Here is a 22219-nt window from a genome sequence, read left to right as displayed (position 1 = left end):
AAAACCTTCTCGGCCTCGTAGCGGGTGGTGTAGCGCCCGACATTGACGCCCCAAAGATGCCCGCCCGACGTGGACAAACGGGTAACGACTTCCTGCTCGGGCTCGGCCACGACTTCTGCGGGCTCGGTCGATGCAAGCACAAGGTTCTCGGGGCGCAGGGCCGGACGCGTGTCGGCATTCTCGACCGGAGGCGCCGCCGGCGCGATATCCGCCGCCGCGATCGCCGCGGCGATGCCGTCTTGAATACGTGCACCGTTCTTGGCTGCGGTTTCAGCCACGGCGCCGGCAACCTGGATGGCAACGCCAGCCCCGGGTCGCATCACAGGCCGAAGGCTTCGCTGTGGCGCGCGGACCGCACTGGCCAATTGGGTGGCTCCACCCAGTCCAGTATTCCCGGCATATGCCGGACGGGCGGGTTTGCGGATCGGAGCCCGAGACGGGGCGCGCCGGAATCCCATGTCCAGTAGCTCGGCCACCTTGGCGTTGCGCGAGGTGCTGGATTTGCCGCCGAACACGGTTGCGATGATCCGTTTGTCCCCACGCTTGGCCGAGGCAACAAGGTTGAAGCCCGCAGCGCGCGTGTATCCGGTTTTGATGCCGTCGGCGCCCCGGTAGGCTGCCAGCAACCGCCGGTTGGTGTTCGGAACAGTCTTGATGCCCGCATGTGTCGATTGGCGTGAAAACAGGTTGTAATACTCAGGATAGTCATAAAGCAGGTGCCGACCCAGCGTGGTCATGTCACGCGCAGTCGAAAGATGGCCCGCTTCGGTCAGCCCGTGTGCGTTCTTGAAGGTTGTGCGGCTCATGCCCATGGCCTTGGCCGTGCGGGTCATACGGCGCGCAAAGGCGGCCTCGGATCCGCTGAGAGCGATGCCGATCGCTGTCGCGGCGTCATTGGCCGATTTCACAGCGGCCGCGCGGATGAGATAACGGAATGCGATGGTCTGGCCCGCCCGCAGGCCCAGCTTGGAGGGCGGCTCAGCCGCCGCGGCCTTGGTGATCCGCACCTGGGTGTCCAGCGTGATCTCACCGTTCCGCACCGCTTCGAAGGCGATATAGAGGGTCATCATCTTGGTGAGAGAAGCAGGGTGCAGCCTGGTATCGGCGTTGCGGGAATGCAGAACCTCTCCGGTTCTGGCGTCGATGACCATTGCCGCATAAGGAGCCGCAAGCGCCTGAGTCGCCAGGACAAGCGCCATCCATATCACTGTGACTACGAGCAAGCCCGCCCGCGCCGGAACTATCCGCCGAATCTGCACGATCTTTGCCTCTGTCTGCCTCGCGCCGCCGAGTTTTCTCGGCCAGCCTTTTTAATTATTTGGTCGAGGCTAACACACAGCACTGCTGAAATAAACCGAAAGCTGAAAATTCGGCGGCAGCGACTCTGCTCGGTGGCGTCTAGATGTTGCGGCCCAACGGATGGCCGCCACCAAAACGGCGAAGATGTCAGAAAGTTGGCGCGGCTTCGTCGTGAAAATTTGAAACTGGGGCCAATCTGTCACAGGTCAGGAGATCTGCCGGACCAGATCAGGAAGATCTCCCAAATCGCGGATCTCCCGGAAACGGGGATGGCTTGTCGGGATCTCGGCCTGCTCGATCTCCCACACCAGACCGTGCGGTACGTGCACGCCCCAGCACCCCGCCTGGATCGGCGCGACCACATCCGACCGCATCGAATTGCCGACCATCATGGCACCGGCAGGTGACTGCCCCATCCGCCGAAAGACTTCGCGATAGGTGTCGGGCGTCTTTTCCGACACGATTTCGACCGCGTCGAACAGTTCACCCAATCCCGATTGGGCCAGTTTGCGCTCTTGATCAATGAGATCACCCTTGGTGATCAGAACAATGCGATGGGTATCTGCGATTGTCTCGACCGTTTCCCGCGCGTGAGGCAACAGCTCGATCGGGTGGGACAGCATCTCCTGCCCGGCTTCGATCAATTCGCGGATGACCCTGGCCGGTACTCTGTCCTCCGTTACCTCGATTGCTGTTTCGATCATCGACAGGACGAAACCCTTGATGCCGTACCCATAGTGGCGGATGTTGCGCTTCTCGGCCGCCAACAACCGCTCCATCAGATGGTCACGGTCCGCATGATCCGCCAGCAGCGCGGCAAAATGCGCTTGGGTCAGCTGAAAGAAACGCTCGTTGTGCCACAAGGTGTCGTCAGCGTCGAAAGCGACGATGGTCAGGTTTTCATCCATTTCGAATCCGCCCGGTTGCTCTTTCCTCTGGGTGGGTCGGCGTTATATAAGCCCTGAAACGACCCGAAGTGTGAATCGGAAAATCTCGCGACATGATTGAAGCCCGTTGGATGATGGCTGGCAAATCGGAAGACGATGGCGACACGTCAATCCTTGTTCAGACCAAGCCCAAGACCAAACGACCGCCCTTGTACAAGGTGCTGCTGTTGAATGACGACTACACGCCCATGGAATTCGTGGTTCATGTGCTCGAGCGGTTCTTCGGGATGTCCCATGCGCAGGCCTTCGAGATCATGTTGACCGTGCACAAGAAAGGCGTGGCCGTGGTCGGCGTATTCAGCCACGAGATTGCCGAGACCAAGGTTGGGCAGGTGATGGATTTCGCTCGTCGGCACCAACACCCGCTTCAATGCACCATGGAGAGAGAGGAGTAGGGTCGCGACGCGCGCCTCTGCCCCCTTCAACCCGCTCTGATGTCCTCACGATTGTCTCTCGCCCTCGACTCGGGCCTGACCCTGTCGGAACCGATATCGGTCGTTGGACCGACGCCGGATCATGACCTGTCGGCGCTGCCCAATGGTGTCGAGGTTGTTCAGCCTTTCAAACCGTTCCACGACCATTTCCGGGGCCGCGGCTTTGCAGCTGTGCCCGAAACCGACAGCGTCTGCGAAGACGTGGTTCTGTTTTTGCCCCGCGCCAAAGCGCAGGCACGCGCCATGATCCATCATGCGTGCAGCCGGGCCTCGGGAACGGTTGTCGTTGATGGTGCCAAGACAGATGGCGTGGACAGCTTGCTGAAGGACATTCGCAAGCGGGTCGAGATCGAGGGCCCCATCGCCAAGGCGCATGGCAAGATCTTCTGGTTCAAGGCCGAACCTAACGCATTTGCAGACTGGGCCCCGCCCACAGGACAGATGGCGGATGGCTTCCAAACCGCGCCCGGGGTGTTTTCGGCCGACGGGGTCGATCCTGCTTCGGCACTGTTGCGCCAGACCCTTCCACTAAAGCTTGGACCTCGGGTCGCCGATCTGGGTGCCGGATGGGGCTATTTGTCCGCCGGGCTGCTGCAGGATGACACTGTGCGCACGCTGCACCTAGTCGAAGCCGACCATACAGCCCTGACATGCGCCCGGACCAACGTGCCCGACCCAAGGGCACAGTTCCACTGGGCAGATGCGGTGACGTGGTCTGCGCCAGAACCCGTGGACACCGTTGTCATGAACCCGCCGTTTCATACGTCGCGCAGCGCCGATCCCGACCTGGGGCGTGGGTTCATTACCGCCGCCGCGCGCAACCTGTCCCGCTCGGGCCACTTGTGGATGGTCGCCAACCGCCATCTCCCCTATGAAACGACTTTGACTGACGCTTTCGCGCGGGTCGAGGAAATTGCAGGCGACAACCGGTTCAAGGTATTCCACGCCTCTCGCCCTCGGCGGTGAAGCCGATTAACCTGCGCCGCGACTCAGGAGGAAACACATGTCCTTTTCCATAGCCGGCAAGACCGCCATCGTTACCGGAGGCGCCAACGGCATCGGCCTTGCCATCGGCCGTCACTTTGCCGATGCGGGCGCCAACGTGATGTTCGCCGACATGGACGAGAAACGTCTGGCAGAAGAACTGGGCGAACAGGCCGACGACAGCAACGTCCGCTACTTCGCCGGTGATCTGCGCGAAAAGCTGACGATCGCCAACCTCCTTTCGGCCACTCTGGATGCATTCGATCAGGTCGATATTCTGGTCAACGGGGCCAGACAGGTCATCCCGACGGATCCGCTGGACCTGGAAGACGACTCGGTTCGCACCCTTCTGAACCAGAACCTGATGCCCGCCCTGCGGCTGAGCCAGCTTGTGGCCAAGCGGATGATCAAACAATCCGAGGATCAGGAAGAGGGACCGAATGGTTCGATCATCAACCTGTCCTCGATCGCCGGTCAGCGCGCGCATCCAGGCCTTTTGGCCTATTCGGTTTCCAGCGCCGCGCAGGACCAGTTGACCCGGTCCCTAGCAGTGGCGCTTGCGCCTCATCGGATCCGCGTGAACTCGATTGCGTTGGGGTCGGTCATGAGCGCATCACTGCAGGCCACCCTGAAAGACAATCGGGACTATCGGCGGGACATTGAGGATCATACCCCACTGGCCCGCATTGCCGCCCCGGCCGAGCTGGCCGAAACGGCGCAATACCTTGCCTCGGACGCGGCTGCGTTCATTACCGGGCAAGTCCTGACAATTGACGGTGGACGGACCCTTCTGGACCCGGTTGCCGCCCCCGCGCATTGAGCCTGACGATGTTTGAAACGGAAAAATCCACCGCCTCGGCCTGGTTTCGCCAGTTGCGCGACGAAATCGCCGCGGCCTTCGAGGCTTTGGAAGACAGCCACCACGCGGGGCCGTTTTCCGATGCCCCCGCCGGGCGGTTCGAAGTCAAGGAAACTCGACGCCAGTCTGAGGATGGCTCGGACGCGGGCGGTGGGCTGATGTCGGTCATGCGCGGTGGCCGCGTGTTCGAGAAGGTCGGCGTCAATGTCTCGACCGTCTACGGCACGCTCGGCGAACGAGCACAACAGGCGATGGCCGCGCGCAAGGGCATCCCCGGTATGGCCGACGACCCGCGGTTCTGGGCCTCGGGCATCAGCCTTGTGGCGCATATGCAAAACCCGCATGTCCCGGCCGTTCACATGAACACCCGCATGTTCTGGACGCCCCATGCCTGGTGGTTCGGCGGCGGATCCGACCTGAACCCCTGCATCGAATACCCCGAGGACACGGCGCATTTCCACGCCACGCAGAAGGCGCATCTGGACCCGCACGGACCAGGGCACTATCCGCGCCTCAAGGAGTGGGCCGACGAGTATTTCTACATCCCGCACCGCAAGCGCGCGCGGGGCGTCGGCGGGATCTTCATGGATGATTACTGCACCGGCGACTGGCAGGCCGATTTCGCGCTGACCCAGGACATTGGCCGCGCTTTCCTGCCGGCCTTTCTGCCGCTGGTCGAAAAGCGGCGCGCGCAGCCCTTTACCGAAGCGGACAAAAACACCCAGTTGGTGCACCGCGGGCTCTATGCCGAATACAATCTGGTCTATGACCGGGGCACGAAATTCGGGTTGGAAACCGGGCATGACCCAGACGCCGTGCTGATGAGCCTGCCGCCGCTGGCCAAGTGGGTCTGAGACGTCAGAACCCGAAATCCATGAAGTTGTCGTAGCAGTAGTTCTGCGCCGAGGACGCTGACATGTTCTCGCCCACCCGCTTGACGGTGATTGAATAGCCGGGGGTGGTATCCACGCCCGGCGGCGGCTTCAACGAGAATTGCACGGTTCGGACACCCGGCTCGTAAGCCCTCCAGATGTAGATCCGTTGCGAACCGGGGACACCCAACTGCCGAATGGCGAAATCGCCGATCCCGCACCAGTAGTTGACCGGTGCTGACGACCCGATTGCCTTGACCTCGTACACACCGTCTCCGACGGATCTTATCTCGGTGCGGTAGGTCGGGCGGACGCCGATGCCAAACCCGACAGCTTGTGCGGCGATCGGAGCCAACAGAGTTGCAGACAGAACCAAGGCTGAAATCGAATGCTTCATCAAAACTATCCGCCAAAAAACCGGGTTGTGCCAATCATAGGCCGCCTGCCCATTGAGTAAAGCCAAACCCGGTCACCTTTGGAAACAGGCCGCGCCCACACGCCCTCTCAGCTTCGGCGGCGACAGAAAACAAGTACCATTTCAAGACTTTGCCCGATATACTGCCGATGTCCCAAGGGGTTGAGGTCAGGTTTGAGCAGAAAATTTCCAAAGGACTGGTTTGATATCTCTCCCGAGAAATACGCCGATTTCGGCGCGCTCTTCTACCTTGCCGGGCTGACCAAAACCCACCAGCAACGCAGCCTCGCCCAGGTTCTGTAAGCATTCGAAACGCCTTTGCGGCTGGGGCAGTATCACATCTTTCGCCAAAACGGATTCCCGCGCGGTTTCGTGACCTTTGCCGGGCTCAGCCCTGAAGCGGAATACCGATATGCGGTGCAGGAAAAGCCTTTGATGGATACTGATTTCACCAGCGGTTCATCTTTCTGAATCGTCGATTTGGTCGCACCTTTCGGACAGACCAACCAGATGGTCGAGATTCTGAAACGCGAGATTCCGCACCCGAGGGTGCGCACGAACCGCATGGACAGCGACATGACCCGAAACCGAATCGTCGAATGGACCCGGGATGAGGCCGGCAAGGTCCATATGAAGCTGTACCGGAAAAAAGAGTTCTCGCAGCTTCTGAAAGAACAGGGTGATTGACCCTGCCGCCTAAGATTTGGCGACCCGTCCACCGACATCCTGCGGTGCCAGCGCTACGGTCTTGACGACCGCGTGGCACGGTTTGCCGGGCTGCAACGCCAGAGCCTCGACCGACCGGCGCGTCACACGGGCCAGCAGCGTGCCCGCCGGTGTTCGGACCGAAACGATCGCCCCTGGCCCTTCGCCCGCGCGCACGGACTCGACGGTGCCCTGCAGGACGTTCAGCGCCGACAGACCCTCGGGCTTTCGGTCCGACAGTATGACTTCCTGGGCGGGGATGCGGATCCGAAGCGTGTCGCCAACCGAATGCGGGATGCGCGGCAGGAACAGTCGGACACCGTTTGCCGTCAGTTCCGTCAGGCCGTCTTCGTGATGCGCGGCCACACTGACCTCAAGCACCGCACCCACAGCCCGCACACCTGTCGGCGCAACCGAGGGATCCGCCAGCACTTCGGAGGCCGGTCCCTGCCGCAGCACCTTGCCGTCCTGCAACGCCACGACCGAGGTGGCAATGCGGGCCACTTCGGCCGCAGAATGCGTGACATAGAGAATCGGCACCGAGACCTCGTCCCTCAATCGCTCGAAATAGGGCAGGATCTCGGCCTTTCGCGCTTCATCCAACGCAGCGAGAGGTTCATCGGCCAGGATCAACCGCGGACTTGCCAGCAGAGCACGGCCAATGGCGACACGCTGCTTTTCACCGCCCGACAGGTGGGCGGGGCGACGGTCCAGCAGGTGGCCGATGCCCAGCATCTCTATCACGTGATCGGGGTTTTCACGGCGCGCGCCCCGGGGAGCGAACCACCGGCCGTACGACAGGTTTTGGCGCACGGTCAGGTGCGGGAACAAGCGGCCTTCCTGAAAGATATACCCCAGCCGGCGGCGATGCGGCGGCAACCAATGGCCTTGCTCGGTATCGAACAGCACCCAATCATCCACCGCGACCCGCCCAGCCTGGGGGCGTAGCAAACCGGCCACGGCATCCACAATGGTGGTTTTGCCCGACCCCGATCGTCCGAACAGAACCGTCACACCCCGCGGCGCCTGGAACAGGATGTCCAGGTCGATGCCCGGCAGGCGGTGTCTTATCTGCACGGACAGGCTCATGTTCCGGCAACCCGGGCCGCTGCGCGACGCCCCACATATTCCGACAGAAGCAGCGCCCCCATGGCGATGACGATCGAGATGATGACCAGCCGCATCGCGGCGCTCTCACCGCCCGGCACCTGAAGGAAGGCATAAACGGCCGACGGCAGAGTCTGGGTCTGGCCGGGAATGTTCGACACGAAGGTGATCGTGGCTCCGAACTCGCCCATCGCCTTTGCGAAGGCAAGGATTGCCCCTGCGATGATCCCCGGCAAAATCATAGGCAAAGTCACGGTGACAAAGACAAAAGGTTGCGATGCCCCAAGCGTCGCTCCGGCCTGTTCCAGTTTTGGATCAACCGCCTCGATCGACAGGCGGATTGCCCGAACCATCAGCGGAAATGCCATGATCCCGGCGGCCAGTGCGGCTCCGGTCCAGCGGAAAGCCACAACGACGCCCAGATCAGCCAGCACCCGACCAACCGGGGCTTGTACGTTGAAGGTCAGCAACAACAGATAACCGGTCACGACCGGTGGCAGGATAAGCGGCAGATGCACCAGACCGTTCAGCACTTGTCGGCCGGGAAACCTCCAGCGGGCCAGTGCGTAGGCCACGAATATCCCGAGTGGCAGCGAAACGATCGTCGCCCAGAAAGAGACGCGCAGCGACAATCGCAACGCTTCGATCTCGGCGGGACCCAGCCAACCCATGGCGCTATCCGTGCGGCAGGGTGAAACCCTGCGCCTTGAATATGCCGGTCGCCGGTTCGCTCTGCAGGTAGTCGAGGAAGACCTGCGCCTCAGGCCGTGCGGTCGCGGTCAGGGCTGCGGGATAGACGATCACCGGGTGCGTGCCTTCAGGGAAAACTCCGACCACATCCACCCGAGCCTCGGCCTGCGCATCGGATCGGTAGACAACACCCATTGGTGCCGCGCCACTTGCGACAAGCGCCAAGGCCGCGCGCACGTTGTCGGCCTGAGCCACCTGATCCTGAACATCGTTCCACAGGTCCAGGGCAGTCAGCGCGGCCTTGCCGTAGATTCCGGCGGGAACCGCATCAACGAGAGCCATTGCCAGATAGCCGCCTTTCAATTGGCCTCTCAGATCAAAGTTCGGCGTAAGCGTCTGTTCGCTGGGCTGCCCTGCGCGAGCAATCAGCACCAGCCCGTTGCCCACAAGATCGACGCGCGACGCCGGGTCGATGTCTCCGTTCCGCTCAAGAACATCCATCCAGGCGGTATTGGCAGAGATAAACAGATCGGCCGGCGCGCCCAGCTGAATCTGCCGGGCCAAAACGGAAGAGGCTGCGAAGGAAACCGTAACCTGTTGACCTGTCGCGGCCTCGAATTCCGGAGCGATCTGGTCCAGCGCGGTCTTGAGACTGGCCGCCGCGAACACCAGGACCTCAGCCGCCGCGACCCGAACCGGGGCAACCAACGCGCCGCAAACGGCGGCAACCGCAACAAGACGGCGGCATGTGTCGAACTGCATCCCCGGCTCTCCTGTTCGGACGGTCGCACTGGTTTTGGCATATCGGAGGCAGCGGGCCGCAGGCAAGGTGTATTCCCGCCGGCGTGCCATGCAGAGTCCGGAATCAATTGGTCTTTCCGGCGTCGAAAGAGTAAGCCCGGAGAAAAAGGCGGCATCCCAAACCCGCAATCTGTCGCAAACGAAATTGATGTCGCGAACTCGCAAGACGAGTCTGGGCATGAACTAAACAGGACGTACACCATGCTGCACCAAACCCCGGGATTGATCGACACTGTTCGCGCGCGGTTTGCCCATGTGGACATCTGCCCCTTTCAGGGTCCCCGCATCTTTTTCGAAAATGCCGGCGGCGCACTGACCTTGAACTCGGTGGTCGAAACCTCGGCCCGTTTTGCGGCCATCCCGGACAATCAGGGGCGGGACAACCCCGCCAGTCACGCGTTGGTCGACATCATCAGCCGTGCCAAGGCAGATCTTGCCGTGTTTATGAATGCGCCTTCGGGGCAGTTCTTCGTGGGTGAAAGCGGAACAGAGCTGCTGTTCCGCATGATCCGCACGGCCTGCGTGAATGCGCCAAAAGGGGCAAAGGTGATCGGCAGCTCGATCGAACATCCCGCCAGCCGCAGCGCCGCGCGCCGCTGGGCGGGCCTTGCCGGATTGGACTATGTGAACGTGCCGCATAACGACGCGACAGGTTTGGTTACTGCCGCAGATTATTCGGCCCACATGACACCGGACGTGGCGGTCGCCACGATCCTGCACGCTTCGCCGGTGACGGGAATGGGAATGGACGTGGCTGAAATCTCGCGCGCGATCCGGGCGGTGTCGCCGGATTGTTTCATCATCGTCGATGGCATCCAGCACGCAGCACACGGACAGTTGGATATCGACAGCTATGAAGTCGATGGATATGCGATTTCACCCTACAAAGTGTTTTCCCGGCATGGCTACGGCATTGCCTGGATCTCCGACCGGCTGACCGCCCTGCCCCATGACCAACTGATTGACGCGCCAGCTGATGGTTGGGAATTCGGCACGCGCGATACCGGCGCCTACGCCACGATGTCCGACGTGGTTGCCTATTTCGACTGGCTGGGCGGCCAGGTGTCGGATGCCCCTGACCAACGCACCAGAATCGAGGCCGCCGGCCAGGCGATTCATGCCTATGAGACCCATCTGACCAACGCGATGATCAACGGCGTGGGCAACCTGCCCGGCCTGCGCGATATGGATCACGTCGCGATTCTGGCCGGAGAAGACAACCCCGCCCGCGAAGGACTGGTGTCGATCGTGGTCCGAGACATGCCCTCGGCCGACGTGGTCTCGCGCCTGAACGCGCAGGGCATCCGAACCCACACCCGCAAGGCCGACCATTACAGCGGGAACGTGCTGAACCCGTTGGGCTTGTCCGATTGCATCCGGATTTCGCTGTGCCACTACAACACCGAGCACGAAGTCGCGCAGCTGCTGACGGCATTGAAAGACATGAATCCCTGAGACACACGGCCACCGGCGCAGAAATTCTGAAAGACCCTCTTGCGCCGGCCCACCAGCTTGGCTAAATCCCCCCTCACGGGTGATTAGCTCAGTTGGTAGAGCGCTTCGTTTACACCGAAGATGTCGGGAGTTCGAGTCTCTCATCACCCACCATCCCAACCTCTTCTCCGTCTTCAGTATTTGCGCGGGTATGACCTGCGATTTCCGGCTCGTCGCGCCAACCCATGCACAAATCAAAATACTATTTTGGTTTGCCGGCAGCCTCCTTTATTGTGGGTCAAAGCCAAAACGGGCTCACCGGAGGGACATCATGAAGACGGTACGGATCGCGAAACCCCTGATGCTTGGCCTGTCGCTGGCGATTTCAGCAGCGACCTCGGCACTCTCTCAGCAGTCCGACTGGTCCTATTCGGCCACGATCTACCTGTTCACCCCTGAAACGGAAGTGTCGCTGGACACACCCGCCGGAACCTTGGATGGCACGCTCAGCTTCTCTGACGCGCTGGAAAACCTAGACCTTGCTTTCATGGGCACGTTTGCCGCGTCGAACGGCCGTTGGTCGTTCCTTGCGGACTACAACTATACGAACCTGTCCTTCTCGAACGAGACTCCCGGACCGGCAAGCTCGGGTCTGGACACATCGTTCAAAACCCAGTTCCTGAGCGGCTATGTCGGCTACCGTGTCCTCGAAACACCGACAGCCAGCGTCGATCTGGCTGGCGGGTTCAGATGGTTCAGCACTGAAACCAAGTTCAACCTGTTGCCCGGAACAGCGCCCGGCAATCAGACCTCGGTTGACAGCAGCTGGACCGATCCGGTGATCGGCGTCCGTGCCCGGGTCGCGTTTTCGGACAAATGGTCGGGAACCGGGTTCCTGGACTATGGCGGGTTCCGCAGCGACAGCGAAACCTGGCAGGTCCTGCTGACCGCGGACTATGCGATCAACGACCGCTGGCTGTTACGCGGCGGGTACCGCTACATTTCCTTTGATCACGACATCAATGGCAATGACTTCAGCTTCCACCAATCCGGCCCGGTCATTGGCGCAACCTACCGATTCTAGGGCATTTGCCACCCACTAGGTGACGCTCGACATGCAAAGCCCGTCCTGCGACGCACAAATCCTGTCTTTCGGCACCCCGATGACGTTCGCTTTTTTGGAGTTCCGGCTTCAGACCCCCTAAGATCAACAGTCAAGGTTACTCTGCCGCGATCGCCTTCTCTTGCCGTCTCTCGACGTCTTCGATCAGCAGCGTGCGGGTCGGAAACGGAATATTGATATCGGCTTCGTCCAGCGCTTCTTTGACTTTGCGCTTCATGTCTGCCTGGTACTGGAAGTAGTCCGAAGACTTGCACCAAACGCGGACAAGAAAATCGACGCTGCTGCTGCCAAGATTGTTCACCTGGATGAACGGTTCGGGATCTGCCTGCGAACGGGCGTCCGACATGATCGTATCGCGAATGACACGCTCGGCCTCCGCCAGGTTGACGCCGTATCCAACGCCAAAGGTCCACTCGGCACGACGTGTTTCATAGACGGAATAGTTCTTGATGGTGTTTCCCCACACCTCGGCGTTGGGAACGATAACCTTGACGTTCCCCATATCAGCAATTTCGGTGTAATTAAGGGTGATATCTTTTACGGTTCCGAGCACGCCGTTCACGTCGACGAAATCGCCGATCTTGAGCGGCCGGAACAGGATGATCATCACGCCGGCTGCGACGTTGGACAATGTGCCTTGCAGGGCAAGACCAATGGCCAAACCTGCGGCACCGATCAGCGCGATGATCGACGTCGTCTGCACCCCGAACGTGTTCAGAATGAACAACCCCGTAAACGCCAGGATCGTATAGCGCGCCAGATTGCCAAGAAAGTTGAAAAGCGTGTCGTCAAGACGTTCCGATTTTTCACCGACGCCCCGGATCTTCCGGCTGACATATCTTGAAATCACAAGCCCAAGCACCAACAGGATCAGCGCGGCGATCGTGTTCGCGACGAGGCCAAGAAGGGCCTCGAGCGTCAACAGGTCGCTCAGCGATTTCCCGTCATACAGCTCGGTATTCAGAACTTGCGACAGTTCGGCCCAAACGGTGTTCGTCACGGTCTCTGCGGTCTGTGCAATCTCGTTTTCCATGGTGTTCCTCGTGTTTCATCGCCTGAATTTTCGTATCTTGCAGCGCGGCCCTGCCGCGTCAGACCTCGATTACGGCGCTAGAGGCAAAGAACATGGCCTGGCTGACGGCCGATTTGACTTGTTCTTCGGTGTAGGGTTTGGAAATCAGAAAGGCGGGTTCGGGGCCTTTGCCCGTCAGAAGGCGCTCGGGGAATGCGGTAATGAAAATGACGGGACAATCGCCGTGCTGGGCAATGATGCGGTTCACCGCATCGATTCCACTGGATTTGTCCGCCAGTTGGATGTCCGACAAGATCAGGTCGAACGGCTCGCGCTCGGCCAGGTCAATGGCGGCCGTCTCGGTGCGTGCGACCCCAGTGACCCGGTGGCCCAGGTCGGTCACCATCGTTTCAAGATCCATCGCGATGATTGCTTCGTCTTCGATGATCAATATCCGGCCGGATGTGTGGCGGGCCATTTCCTCGTAGGCGATTTCGATCAGCTTCTGAGCCTCGGCGGGGTCTGTCTGCATGATCGCGGCGATATCGCTGACCGAGAACTCTTCGACCGTGCGCAGCAGCAAGGCCTCGCGCGTGTTCGGCGTCAGGCGTGCCAACTGGGCGTGAGCGCGCGTTTGGATGTCAGAGCTGTGGCCATCTGCGTCAACAGGCATTCCCGATGTTGACCAGATGCTGTGAAACACACGAAACAGCGCGACCCGCGGCGCGAGATCGGCATCGAACTGGGCGGGATCTGCAAGGATCGCCTCAAGCGATGCAGCGGCGTAGGCGTCGCCACTGTCCTGTGAGCCGGTGAGGGCACGGGCATAACGGCGCAGAAACGGCAAGAGCGGGCCAATTTGATCTGCGACGGAAACTCCGGTCAGCTCGGTCATCTATGTTTTCCTCATTTTTTTCTCTAAACTCGGGAACCAAACGCATACTGGGGCGTTATGGTTCCAGCAAAAGTAAAAATTTTTGATGATGCCATGACAAAACCACAGCCCGGCCGAGAATATCGGCAAGAAATAGAAAAGCGGATCGACGAAAACCTCAAGCGGGCTTTCGATGAGGTTGCCAGCGAACCGGTTCCGGATCGGTTCGTCGATCTTCTTGAAAAACTGCGCAATCAGACCAGTGTTCCCAAAAGTGGTGACACGGGAGGCTCGGATGGTTGATCCGCGAGAAGAGCTTGTCGAACATATTGGTGCGATGCGTGCCTTTGCGATCAGCCTGTGCCGAAACGGCGCCACTGCCGATGACATCGTGCAGGACGCATTGATCAAGGCTTGGAGCAATATCGACTCGTTCCAGGAAGGCACCAACATGCGGGCCTGGCTGTTCACCATTGTCCGGAACACCTATTTTTCCCTGCACCGCAAACGCAAGCGCGAGGTCGAGGATGTCGATGGTGTCATGGCGGAGAGCCTGTCGCAGAAGCCCGACCATGACGGACGTTTGGCCTTGAAGGATTTTGCGGTTGCTTTTGAGCAGTTGACGGATGAGCAGCGCGAAGCGTTGGTGCTGGTCGGTGCACAAGGGTTTTCCTATGAGGAAGCAGCCGAGATGTGCGGCGTCGCCCTTGGAACGATCAAAAGCCGGGTGAACCGGGCCCGCGCGCAACTGGCCGAACTGATGGATTTGGAAGATGACGAACCCATCGAATTGACCGATGCGGTAACGGCGGCAATCGTTCAGACGCAACCGGCGGCCTGACGATCAATGGATGCGAAGCCGCGCAGCCTGACCGTTTATCTTGCCGCGCTGGTCACCTTGGCGCTTCTGCCGCTAGGGCTGATTGCGGTATTGCAGACACGCGCTGTTATTACCGAGGCCGACGAAAGATCGCGGGCCTCAGTGCTGGCGCGCACGATTGAGGCTGCCAGCCGGGAACGGGAGCTTCTGCAGAAAGCTGTTGGTGCAAGTTCGGGACTCACAGCCGCGCTTGCCGAGGGAGGCTTGGACAATGCTGCTTGTTCGGACCTCATGCGCCGGTTCGTCGAACGCCAGCCCGAGTTCGTATTTGCCGGGTTTATTCAGCCAAACGGGGTCATGGCCTGCTCAACCGTCGAGCGAGCCATCGATTTGTCGGACGCGCCCGGTTTCGGGCAGATCTCGGAAAATCCGCAGCTTACGTTTTCTGTCAATCGTGCCGGCGCGGCGACCGGGCAATCGGTGATCATCGTGACCCAGCCGGTCCTTAACAGGACCGAACTTGTGGGGTTCGTTTCCATCTCGATACCGCATGCGTTGGCGCGGACGCCCTTGGATGTTGGCAACATTGACAGCGACGTCGTCATCGCCCTTTTCGACGCGACCGGAGAAGTGCTGTCGTCAAATGTCGGCCTGGACGCGGTCCAGCAATTCCTGCCGCCCGTGCAGGAAAATCTGTTGGTTCTGTCCAGTTCCGGCAAGACCTTTTCCGCCAAGACGGTCGGAGGCGAGGATCGGGTTTTTGCAGTTGCCACCATCATTCCGGGCGAAGTTGCCGTAATCGGCAGTTGGCCGCGCGAGGCGGCTCTGGCCTCTGTTGGTGCAGGCAGTACAGCCCTGACCATTGCGTTTCCCATCCTGATGTGGGTTACCGGACTGGGAGTTGCCCTGTGGGGCCTGCATCGATTGGTGATCCGGCATCTCGACAGCTTGCGTTCCGCCGTTCGTCGCTTTGCCTTGGGCGAGCGCGACCCGATTGAAAGCCTTGCGGGCGCGCCGCAGGAGTTTCAGCAAATCCAGACTGCATTCAACCGCATGGTCTTGTTGATCCGCGAGGCTGAGGCACAGCACGAACGGGATCTTGTCGAAAAAACGCTGTTGTTGCGCGAGGTTCACCATCGTGTCAAAAACAACCTGCAACTGATTGCTTCGATCATGAACATGCATTTGCGCAAGGCTGAAACCCCCGAGGCCCGGCGCTTGCTGGAACAGTTGCAGCGTCGGGTTCGCGGCCTGGCCATGGTGCACCAAACCTTGAACCAGAACTCGCAGATGACGACGATCAACACCGAGGCTCTCATCGGGCATTTGGTGGCCGAACTGGCGCATCGACCGCCAATTCTGGGTCAGGTGGTCGAGGTCGACTGCCGGATCGCGCCGGTCGAACTGGGGCAGGATCAGGCCGTCACGATGTCGATGCTGGTGGCCGAGGCGCTGACGAACGCGGTCAAATACGTAGGCGTACCGCAGGACGGACCGCCGACAATCTCGGTGGAATTAACCCGACCCGAGGAGAGCATCTTGCATCTGAAAATCTCCAACACGCGCGGGCAGACAGACGACGGTGCGGATTTGTTCCACAGTGGCGGGATCGGTCAACGGCTGATGCAGGCCTTCCTTCGCCAATTGGACGGTTACGAAACCATAACCGAGACATCATCGCATTATGTATATGAGGTGACGTTCGAAATCGCCGAAGTAGAAGGGGATAGCGAACCACAGACCATTGCGGATGAGAGAGGCGGTGATGCCCGTGCCGCAGCAGAATGACTTTGAGGTCCTGATCACGGCCGAGCAAGCCTGGCCCGCCTTGGAAAAAGCGGTTCTGGAGGCCCGGCACCAGATCAAGGCAAGTTTTCGGATATTCGATTTCATGACACGGCTGCGCAGCGATGAGGCGCGCCGGATCGGCGATACCTGGTTTGACCTGATCGAGCATGTCATCCGCAAGGGTGTCTCGTTTCATTTGGTCATCAGCGATTTCGATCCGATCTTTGCGACCGAGTTACACGAACTGAGCTGGCGCACCAAACGGCAGGCAGTTGCGCTTGGGGAAATCCTTGGCCTAGAACTGGCCGCGCGCTTGAGCGTTCGCGTGTCCATGCATCCCGCGCAGGCCGGCGCATTGCCTTGGGCCACGCTGTTACCCGCGGTTTTGCGAAAAAAGGCGCAGCGGATGCAGGAACTGTCCCGCGAACGACGCGAACGGCAGGCGGTGCGGCTGGGGTCGGACACGCTGCCCCGGCTTCACACCGTGTCGCACCATCAGAAAGTCGCCGTGATCGACAATGAGGTCTGCTACCTCGGCGGATTGGACTTGAACGAAAGGCGCTTTGACACGCCGGATCACGACCGTCTGGCCAAGAACACCTGGTCAGACGTTCAATTGCTGGTCCGCGGATCCGAGGCCGCCGAAGCCGCGCGCCATATCGACCGGTTCGAACATGAAATCGCAACCGGAAAACCGGACCCAAAGGCAACCCACCTGCGCCGCACCCTGTCCAGCCCACGCCGGTTTGCGTTCTGGCGGCTCTCGCCAAAGACCATCGCGCATGAGATCGAGGATGAGCACATCGCTGCCTTTCAAGCGGCGCGGCAACTTCTGCACATCGAGACCCAGTATTTCAGATCAACCCGGCTGGCCGACGCCTTGGCTGAGGTGGGCCATTCCAAGCAGGATCTGAAACTGGTGCTTGTTCTGCCAGCCTTGCCCGAGGAAGTGGCCTTTGGCGGGCATGACGGACTGGACGCGCAATACGGTTTGGACCTGCAGGCCAAATGCCTGCAGATCATCCAGCAGGGGTTCCAAAACCGGGTTTCGGTGTCGACCCCGGTCCAACCGATTTCGGCCAGTGGGGCTGATGCCAGCGCTGAAGTTCTGAGCGGGTCTCCGATCATTCACGTTCACAACAAAGTTCTGGTGGTGGATGACAGCCATGCCCTGGTCGGGTCCGCCAACCTGAACGGACGGTCTTTGCGGTGGGACACAGAGGTCGCCCTTCGGATCACCGCCCGGCAGCGGGTCGCGGTTCTGCGGCAGGCCTTGGTGGACCATTGGTGGTTCTCGGACGATCTGCGCAGACAGATCGAGCCCGATGCCACGTTCGACTGGTGGGGGCGAGAGGTTCAGGCCAACGGCGTACGGCGCCCCGAAGCGCGCAGCGGTTTCCTGGTCCCGCATGACGCAGACGTTGCGCGCGATATGCGGCAACCTCTTCCGGGGGTAACTGAAAACATCGTCTAGGTGGTCTAGACCGGGCTCATGACCTTGGGGTGCATCAAAACACCGAACCACAGCAGGATCGGCAGCGCGACGATGGCGCCGACCGGTCCCCACAGCCAAAGCCCAAAGATGATGGCGATGAATACGACCAGCGGGTTCACCTGCAGACGTTGGCCGACGAAGGCGGGTGTTACGAATTGTGCCTCGGACAGATTGATCGCCAGGAAAATCAGGGGGGGCAACAGGGCCGCGGCTCCGCCGAACTGGGTTAAGCCGGCGATCAGAAGGCCGGTCAGTATCATCAGCGGGCCGAGATACAGCACAAAATTCAGAAGGCCGGCGGCCACCCCCCAGACCACGGCGTCATTGATGCCGATCAGCCCCAAGGCCACGGCCGTAACAGTCCCGAGGCCGATATTGACCAACGTCACGGCAGCGAAATAGCGATAGACCGCGCGGTCGGCCAGATACAGCCGCTCCGTCAACGGGCCGGCTGCGGCATAGAGCTCGGGTCGGGTCAAAACGAAAAAGAAGAGCGTGCCGATGAAAATCAGGATCTTTGATCCGAAATTGGGCGCCAGCCACAAGGCATCCATCACTGACGGAAGGGCGGACTCCGTTTCCGCTGCCCCATCGGCGCCGACGGTTTCCTCGATCTCACGTCCAAGCGTTTCGATACCCCGAATGAACTCGGACATCGCGGCGACCCAAGAGCGCAACTCGCGTTTGATGGCAGGCAACTGTTCGACCAGCGTGGACAGCAATGGTTCAAGCAGAAGGAATGCCGCGACGATGACGGTGCTGGTCACGAACAGCAGTGCCGAGGCGGATATCACACGCGGGCAACCGACCTTCTCAAGCTTGTCCGCAAGCGGGGCAACCACGACCCCCAAAACCAAAGCGAAGGTGATCGGCGCAACGATCGACCGGGCCAGGTACAAAGCGGTGATGATGGCAATCCCGGTCAGGATCGCCAGCATCGCACGCAGGGCCGATGGAGAGCTGAAAGCAGTTTGCATGGGTGCGCTTCACTGACTGCGCAAAGCGTGAGAGGCCCGATCAGCGGCCTCATCCAGCCGTGCGTTGGCTGCGGCATGCAGTTTGTCCAGTTCTTCGTTCAAAACCCTTTGGGCCTGTCGCATCAGTTGATCGCGCCGATGGCCCAGCAACTCGTCCTCTTTGCGGGTGTTGGGCAGCAGGGCGCCAGCCAGAATACCTACGCCCAGCGCCAATGCTCCGGCCGCCAGAGGCTGATCATGAACGAAAGTTTGCGAGGCCTTCGCCGCCTTCCGCGCACGCTTCTCGACCGCTTGCTGTGCACCGATTGCGGCCTTGCGCGCTTCGATCACACGGGCACGGGCCTGGGGTGAGAGCTTGTCCAGACCACGTTCCAAGGCGGCGGACAGCACGCTGGCAGATTGGCTGTGTTCAGTCATTCCGGTCATCTCCTGTTTCATGCGGCTGTCGGCGTCGGCGACACGCCGGTCAAACCCGTCGAAAGCCTGCTGCGGAGGTACGGCCTGGGGCGGGGATTGCGTTCTTTTTGCGCCAGACCCGGGACCCGCGACCGATAGGGCTGCCCCTGCACCGAACAGAGCGAAGGCGGCCGGGTTTTTTCGAGCCGCAGACCAGAGCTGCGCCCCGATCTGCCCACCATAGGCTTCGAGCGTCGATTTCGCCTCGTCTGCCAGGCGCTGCGGCGCCAGCGTATCCGACAGAGCATTCAGCGAGCGCGCAAGGGCGCTGCGTTCATATGCAATCTGCGTTTCAAGGGGTGTCAGGTCAGACATGGGTCGACTCCTTCATCGCTTCGATGTCGCGCTGCAGGTTTTTCATGGCTTTCTCGGGGACCAGCGCGGTGGCGGACATGCGGGACCGGCCAAAAAGCGCCAGGCACGCAGCAGCCAGTGCCAAGCCCGCGCCAACGAGCAACGAGGCCATACCCACCGACAATCCATTGGCGGCGAAATACGCGACCAGGGCTGTGGCCATGAGGTTCAGCGCGATCATCAACAGGATCAGAGCAATGCCAATGCAGGCCAGCCCTACGCCCGCTCGCGTCAGGTTTCGGGACAACTCCTCCTTGGCTAGCTTCGCCTCAGCCTGAAGCAAACTCGACAGATGTTTGAGCGCGTTTACCAATAGCCCCGGTGCCGATCGCAGATCGTTGGGGTTATGCATTGCGGCCACCATTCATCCGCGCCAGCGTGCTGGTGTGGCCCGACGTATCGACCGAGGTCCCATGCAGCGGCGACGGATCAATATCCCAAGGATCTGCACCAAAAGATGCGGATTGAGCCGCGCCCGTATTGCGCGCGCTCAGAAAACGGGCTGCGGCAAACCCGGCCAGGGCAACCGATCCGACGAACAACAGCGGGTTTTGCCGGGCGAAATCAGAGACCTTTCGGCTCATACTGGCCAAATCGGCAGAGCGCACTTGCCCAGCAACGGCCTCCATGTTGTCGGCAATCCTCGACAGGACCTGATGTTGCACGGATTGGTCGGGAAATGCGTCGGCAGCTGCGTCGGCGGCATGGGCGGCGCTCTCCGCCTCCTGCGCTGCGCTGTCTTTCAAGGCTTCGGCCCGGGCCGAGGCCTCTGCGGTCACGGTGTCCTTGACCTTGCCGGCCAGATCCTGGGCATGAGCTTTTGCTTTCTCCGTGGTCTCGGTTCGACGTGGCATGGTTTGATCTCCTGTGTTGAGGTCTCAAGCCCCCAACGCATAGCTAGCGAGATTGTTCCCAAGACCACTTCGGACGCCACTGAGGACACAGTTCGGTAGCCGTCCGATCGCCCTTGCATCTTGGCAGGTGCAGAAAAATCGCCGGCGCCCGGAACCAGTTCGAGTTTGATGCGTTTCACTGACAGCGAAGAAGCAACCGAAAGGAAGTCACGATGAACTGGGACCAAATTCTTGGACGCTGGACCGAATTCAAAGGCAAGCTGATGGAGCGTTTCGGCGAGCTGACTGATGACGAAATCGAACAAGCGCGCGGCGATCGCGAGCAACTGGAAGGCATCATCCAAAAGAAATACGGAGACTCGAAAGAGGACGTTCGGGAAATCGTGGATCGCCTGATGAAGGACATGTAGCGCAAAGGTGGATGCACATATCGCGTGGGGTGGCGTCAAACCAACGGCGCCCCACACACTCCCAAGACCGACTCCAAAGGTAATCACGAGCGCCATGAAGCTGTCTGACCTCATCAACACGCCCGTTGTCTCAGCTGGAACCGACCACGCAATTGGTCGCGTTTCCGATATCGCCATCCGCGCTGGGCAGACCGAGTTGGAGTACGTCTTGGTCAATCTGAGCATGACCGGGGGAAATGACCCGGTGGCGTTCACGGCCGATACGCTCGATCTTGGCGCAAGCGAGATAGAGTGCGCGTTTTCCCAACAGCAATTGGATCATTTGCGCCAGCGCAAAGAAGATGAAGATCCCCTTGCAGTGGACATCGAAGGCCTGCCGCCCCTGGTCATAGGGCCGTTCGGCAACGCGATTGCACCGGTTGTGATGGGGGCGGTCCTGAATGACGCCCTCCGCCAACGCCCCCAACCCACGCCACCCGGTGGCAGCTTCCGATGGTTTACGAAGTTGCTGGGCAACCCTGCGTTTGACTCGACTGGTGAGTTGGGCAGATTCAAGGATATTGAGTTCGACCCTGACACCAAGGCACTGCGGTTTCTTCTGATCGACGGGCGACCAGATATCCTGAGTTTTCCATTCGCCGAGTTACGCAATATTCCCGACGACGAACACTACATGGTTCTATCCAGGTCTTCTGACCCGCTGCACCCGGTCTGAGTATCTGGACACGGCTTGTCAAACCGCGCAGTTGCGCGGTTTTTTTCTTTTCAAAACAGATATTTTTGCATTTTTCTGGGAACAAGTCGCGGCGTCATTCGTTTGTTCAACAAGACCGCGGGAAACGCGGTCAGAACAGACCAAAGGAGTGAGCTATGAAACGTTTTCTGACCACAACTTCGATCGTTCTGGTGATGTCGGCATCGGCCTATGCAGAAAGCTCGAATGTCGAAGAAGTCGGCAAGAACCTGGAAGAGGCAGCCGAGGCAGCCGGTGATGCGCTGTCCAATACCGCGCAGGATATCAAGAACGCTGCGCAGAACACGGCGGAAGACGTCGACCAGACAGCCGAAGCAACCGGTGAGTACATCAGCGAAAAAGCTGGGCAGGTGGCCGATGCAGTCGACCCCACCACCATCGACATCGAGGGTTATGTCCCCGTTGCCCAAGGCTCCATCCCGGCCGAAGATCTGACCGGCATGCGCGTCTATGACGTCTCGCAAGAGTGGATCGGCGAGATCGAAGAGGTCGTCGTCGACATGGACGGAACGGTCGATGGTGCCGTGATCGGCGTCGGCGGGTTCCTCGGCTTGGGGGAAAAGGATGTTCTGATCGATTTCTCGCGCGTGTCGCTGATGCGTGAAGTCGATGGTGACACCACCTATGCCTTTGTTCACGCGGACAAGGAGATGCTGAAGGACATGCCGGCCTACGAAGGGTCGTAAAACGGCTCCTCAGTCGCAAAGCATGTGATCAAGCCGCCGGCCGATTTTTCGGTCGGCGGTTCTTTAATT

Annotated in this window: 28 protein-coding genes and 1 tRNA gene (1 of these 29 only partly in view); 17 read left to right on the top strand and 12 right to left on the bottom strand. The window is 60.2% G+C overall.

The features are described from left to right. Together ACR3EK_RS01120 and ACR3EK_RS01115 are read right to left on the bottom strand one after the other, a co-directional pair. Positions 1-1199, bottom strand: the 5' portion of a protein-coding gene (locus ACR3EK_RS01120; RefSeq protein ID WP_480632472.1) for a D-alanyl-D-alanine carboxypeptidase family protein. The gene continues 175 nt to the left of window position 1, outside the view; 1199 of the gene's 1374 nt are visible here — the first part of the coding sequence; the start codon lies at positions 1197-1199; its stop codon lies off the left edge, out of view. A 306-nt stretch (positions 1200-1505) separates the two neighbouring features. Further along, entirely contained in the window at positions 1506-2207 is a 702-nt protein-coding gene (locus tag ACR3EK_RS01115; protein ID WP_170456335.1) for an HAD family hydrolase, read from the bottom strand. Between the two features lie 92 nt (positions 2208-2299). Here ACR3EK_RS01115 and clpS point away from each other — a divergent pair, with 92 nt between their 5' ends. The 4 genes from clpS to hemF are packed head-to-tail and all read left to right on the top strand — an operon-like array spanning position 2300 to position 5377. Beyond that, complete coding sequence (gene clpS, locus ACR3EK_RS01110) at positions 2300-2641, top strand: ATP-dependent Clp protease adapter ClpS (RefSeq protein ID WP_093963054.1); 342 nt, start codon at positions 2300-2302, stop codon at positions 2639-2641. Positions 2642-2680: 39 nt separating this feature from the next. Then, positions 2681-3646, top strand: coding sequence for a class I SAM-dependent methyltransferase (locus ACR3EK_RS01105; RefSeq protein WP_480632471.1), 966 nt, complete (start codon positions 2681-2683; stop codon positions 3644-3646). A gap of 37 nt (positions 3647-3683) precedes the next feature. Continuing rightward, entirely contained in the window at positions 3684-4484 is an 801-nt protein-coding gene (locus ACR3EK_RS01100) for an SDR family NAD(P)-dependent oxidoreductase (RefSeq protein ID WP_170343228.1), read from the top strand. An 8-nt stretch (positions 4485-4492) separates the two neighbouring features. After that, the gene (gene hemF / locus ACR3EK_RS01095) at positions 4493-5377 is read left to right on the top strand and encodes an oxygen-dependent coproporphyrinogen oxidase (protein WP_170343229.1); all 885 of its coding nucleotides are present in this window, start codon (positions 4493-4495) and stop codon (positions 5375-5377) included. Positions 5378-5381: 4 nt separating this feature from the next. Here hemF and ACR3EK_RS01090 read toward each other — a convergent pair whose 3' ends face one another. Next, positions 5382-5792, bottom strand: a complete 411-nt coding sequence (locus ACR3EK_RS01090) for a hypothetical protein (protein ID WP_093963058.1) — start codon at positions 5790-5792, stop codon at positions 5382-5384. A 192-nt stretch (positions 5793-5984) separates the two neighbouring features. Here ACR3EK_RS01090 and ACR3EK_RS01085 point away from each other — a divergent pair, with 192 nt between their 5' ends. Genes ACR3EK_RS01085 through ACR3EK_RS01075 form a run of 3 tightly spaced genes read left to right on the top strand, consistent with a single transcriptional unit; the run spans position 5985 to position 6497 of the window. Further along, positions 5985-6113, top strand: a complete 129-nt coding sequence (locus ACR3EK_RS01085) for a hypothetical protein (protein ID WP_280525669.1) — start codon at positions 5985-5987, stop codon at positions 6111-6113. A 15-nt stretch (positions 6114-6128) separates the two neighbouring features. Then, positions 6129-6281: a toxin-activating lysine-acyltransferase gene (locus ACR3EK_RS01080; RefSeq protein WP_244952466.1), complete on the top strand. Its 153-nt coding sequence runs from the start codon at positions 6129-6131 to the stop codon at positions 6279-6281. Between the two features lie 39 nt (positions 6282-6320). After that, the gene (locus ACR3EK_RS01075; protein WP_244952465.1) at positions 6321-6497 is read left to right on the top strand and encodes a hypothetical protein; all 177 of its coding nucleotides are present in this window, start codon (positions 6321-6323) and stop codon (positions 6495-6497) included. Positions 6498-6506: 9 nt separating this feature from the next. Here ACR3EK_RS01075 and modC read toward each other — a convergent pair whose 3' ends face one another. Genes modC through modA form a run of 3 tightly spaced genes read right to left on the bottom strand, consistent with a single transcriptional unit; the run spans position 6507 to position 9074 of the window. Continuing rightward, positions 6507-7604: a molybdenum ABC transporter ATP-binding protein gene (gene modC / locus ACR3EK_RS01070; protein WP_480632470.1), complete on the bottom strand. Its 1098-nt coding sequence runs from the start codon at positions 7602-7604 to the stop codon at positions 6507-6509. Beyond that, a complete protein-coding gene (gene modB / locus ACR3EK_RS01065; RefSeq protein ID WP_170342025.1) occupies positions 7601-8293 on the bottom strand; it encodes a molybdate ABC transporter permease subunit in 693 nt (230 codons plus the stop codon). Before modB ends, modC begins: the two co-directional genes overlap by 4 nt. 4 nt (positions 8294-8297) lie before the next feature. Beyond that, a complete protein-coding gene (modA, locus tag ACR3EK_RS01060) occupies positions 8298-9074 on the bottom strand; it encodes a molybdate ABC transporter substrate-binding protein (RefSeq protein ID WP_480632469.1) in 777 nt (258 codons plus the stop codon). Positions 9075-9314: 240 nt separating this feature from the next. On the opposite strand from modA, the gene ACR3EK_RS01055 reads away from it, so the two are divergent. The 3 genes from ACR3EK_RS01055 (at position 9315) to ACR3EK_RS01045 (ending at position 11631) form a co-directional block, all read left to right on the top strand. Continuing rightward, positions 9315-10568, top strand: coding sequence for an aminotransferase class V-fold PLP-dependent enzyme (locus ACR3EK_RS01055; RefSeq protein ID WP_480632468.1), 1254 nt, complete (start codon positions 9315-9317; stop codon positions 10566-10568). A 77-nt stretch (positions 10569-10645) separates the two neighbouring features. After that, positions 10646-10721: transfer RNA gene (locus ACR3EK_RS01050), tRNA-Val, on the top strand. A 157-nt stretch (positions 10722-10878) separates the two neighbouring features. Beyond that, the gene (locus ACR3EK_RS01045; protein ID WP_170369637.1) at positions 10879-11631 is read left to right on the top strand and encodes an outer membrane protein; all 753 of its coding nucleotides are present in this window, start codon (positions 10879-10881) and stop codon (positions 11629-11631) included. A 136-nt stretch (positions 11632-11767) separates the two neighbouring features. Here the strand turns inward: ACR3EK_RS01045 and ACR3EK_RS01040 are convergent, their stop codons facing one another. Beyond that, complete coding sequence (locus ACR3EK_RS01040) at positions 11768-12703, bottom strand: mechanosensitive ion channel family protein (protein ID WP_170360317.1); 936 nt, start codon at positions 12701-12703, stop codon at positions 11768-11770. 58 nt (positions 12704-12761) lie between these two features. Next, positions 12762-13577 (bottom strand): response regulator, encoded by an 816-nt coding sequence (locus ACR3EK_RS01035; RefSeq protein ID WP_480632467.1) that lies wholly within the window; start codon positions 13575-13577, stop codon positions 12762-12764. 57 nt (positions 13578-13634) lie between these two features. Here ACR3EK_RS01035 and ACR3EK_RS01030 point away from each other — a divergent pair, with 57 nt between their 5' ends. Genes ACR3EK_RS01030 through ACR3EK_RS01015 form a run of 4 tightly spaced genes read left to right on the top strand, consistent with a single transcriptional unit; the run spans position 13635 to position 17638 of the window. After that, positions 13635-13859, top strand: coding sequence for a NepR family anti-sigma factor (locus tag ACR3EK_RS01030; protein WP_480632466.1), 225 nt, complete (start codon positions 13635-13637; stop codon positions 13857-13859). Beyond that, complete coding sequence (locus ACR3EK_RS01025; RefSeq protein WP_170360312.1) at positions 13852-14397, top strand: RNA polymerase sigma factor; 546 nt, start codon at positions 13852-13854, stop codon at positions 14395-14397. The genes ACR3EK_RS01030 and ACR3EK_RS01025 overlap by 8 nt, the downstream gene beginning before the upstream one ends. A gap of 6 nt (positions 14398-14403) precedes the next feature. After that, the gene (locus ACR3EK_RS01020; protein WP_170367746.1) at positions 14404-16164 is read left to right on the top strand and encodes a sensor histidine kinase; all 1761 of its coding nucleotides are present in this window, start codon (positions 14404-14406) and stop codon (positions 16162-16164) included. Further along, a complete protein-coding gene (locus ACR3EK_RS01015) occupies positions 16142-17638 on the top strand; it encodes a phospholipase D family protein (protein WP_170510844.1) in 1497 nt (498 codons plus the stop codon). The genes ACR3EK_RS01020 and ACR3EK_RS01015 overlap by 23 nt, the downstream gene beginning before the upstream one ends. A gap of 5 nt (positions 17639-17643) precedes the next feature. Here the strand turns inward: ACR3EK_RS01015 and ACR3EK_RS01010 are convergent, their stop codons facing one another. The 4 genes from ACR3EK_RS01010 to ACR3EK_RS00995 are packed head-to-tail and all read right to left on the bottom strand — an operon-like array spanning position 17644 to position 20300. Further along, entirely contained in the window at positions 17644-18636 is a 993-nt protein-coding gene (locus ACR3EK_RS01010) for an AI-2E family transporter (protein WP_170420620.1), read from the bottom strand. A 9-nt stretch (positions 18637-18645) separates the two neighbouring features. Then, positions 18646-19407, bottom strand: a complete 762-nt coding sequence (locus ACR3EK_RS01005; RefSeq protein WP_480632465.1) for a hypothetical protein — start codon at positions 19405-19407, stop codon at positions 18646-18648. Beyond that, positions 19400-19798: a phage holin family protein gene (locus ACR3EK_RS01000; RefSeq protein ID WP_480632464.1), complete on the bottom strand. Its 399-nt coding sequence runs from the start codon at positions 19796-19798 to the stop codon at positions 19400-19402. Before ACR3EK_RS01000 ends, ACR3EK_RS01005 begins: the two co-directional genes overlap by 8 nt. Further along, the gene (locus ACR3EK_RS00995; RefSeq protein WP_480632463.1) at positions 19791-20300 is read right to left on the bottom strand and encodes a hypothetical protein; all 510 of its coding nucleotides are present in this window, start codon (positions 20298-20300) and stop codon (positions 19791-19793) included. Before ACR3EK_RS00995 ends, ACR3EK_RS01000 begins: the two co-directional genes overlap by 8 nt. Positions 20301-20512: 212 nt before the next feature. Between ACR3EK_RS00995 and ACR3EK_RS00990 the strand changes: the two genes are divergently transcribed. The 3 genes from ACR3EK_RS00990 to ACR3EK_RS00980 all read left to right on the top strand — a co-directional run bounded on the left by ACR3EK_RS00990 (position 20513) and on the right by ACR3EK_RS00980 (position 22150). Continuing rightward, the gene (locus ACR3EK_RS00990) at positions 20513-20710 is read left to right on the top strand and encodes a CsbD family protein (RefSeq protein WP_480632462.1); all 198 of its coding nucleotides are present in this window, start codon (positions 20513-20515) and stop codon (positions 20708-20710) included. Between the two features lie 94 nt (positions 20711-20804). Next, complete coding sequence (locus ACR3EK_RS00985; RefSeq protein WP_480632461.1) at positions 20805-21425, top strand: PRC-barrel domain-containing protein; 621 nt, start codon at positions 20805-20807, stop codon at positions 21423-21425. A 155-nt stretch (positions 21426-21580) separates the two neighbouring features. Then, positions 21581-22150, top strand: a complete 570-nt coding sequence (locus ACR3EK_RS00980; RefSeq protein ID WP_480632460.1) for a PRC-barrel domain-containing protein — start codon at positions 21581-21583, stop codon at positions 22148-22150. The last annotated feature ends 69 nt before the right edge of the window (positions 22151-22219 follow it).

The organism is Ruegeria sp. BC8, assembly GCF_056535705.1.
Note: the sequence above shows the minus strand (reverse complement) of the source record. Positions and strands in the feature narration are given on the sequence as shown.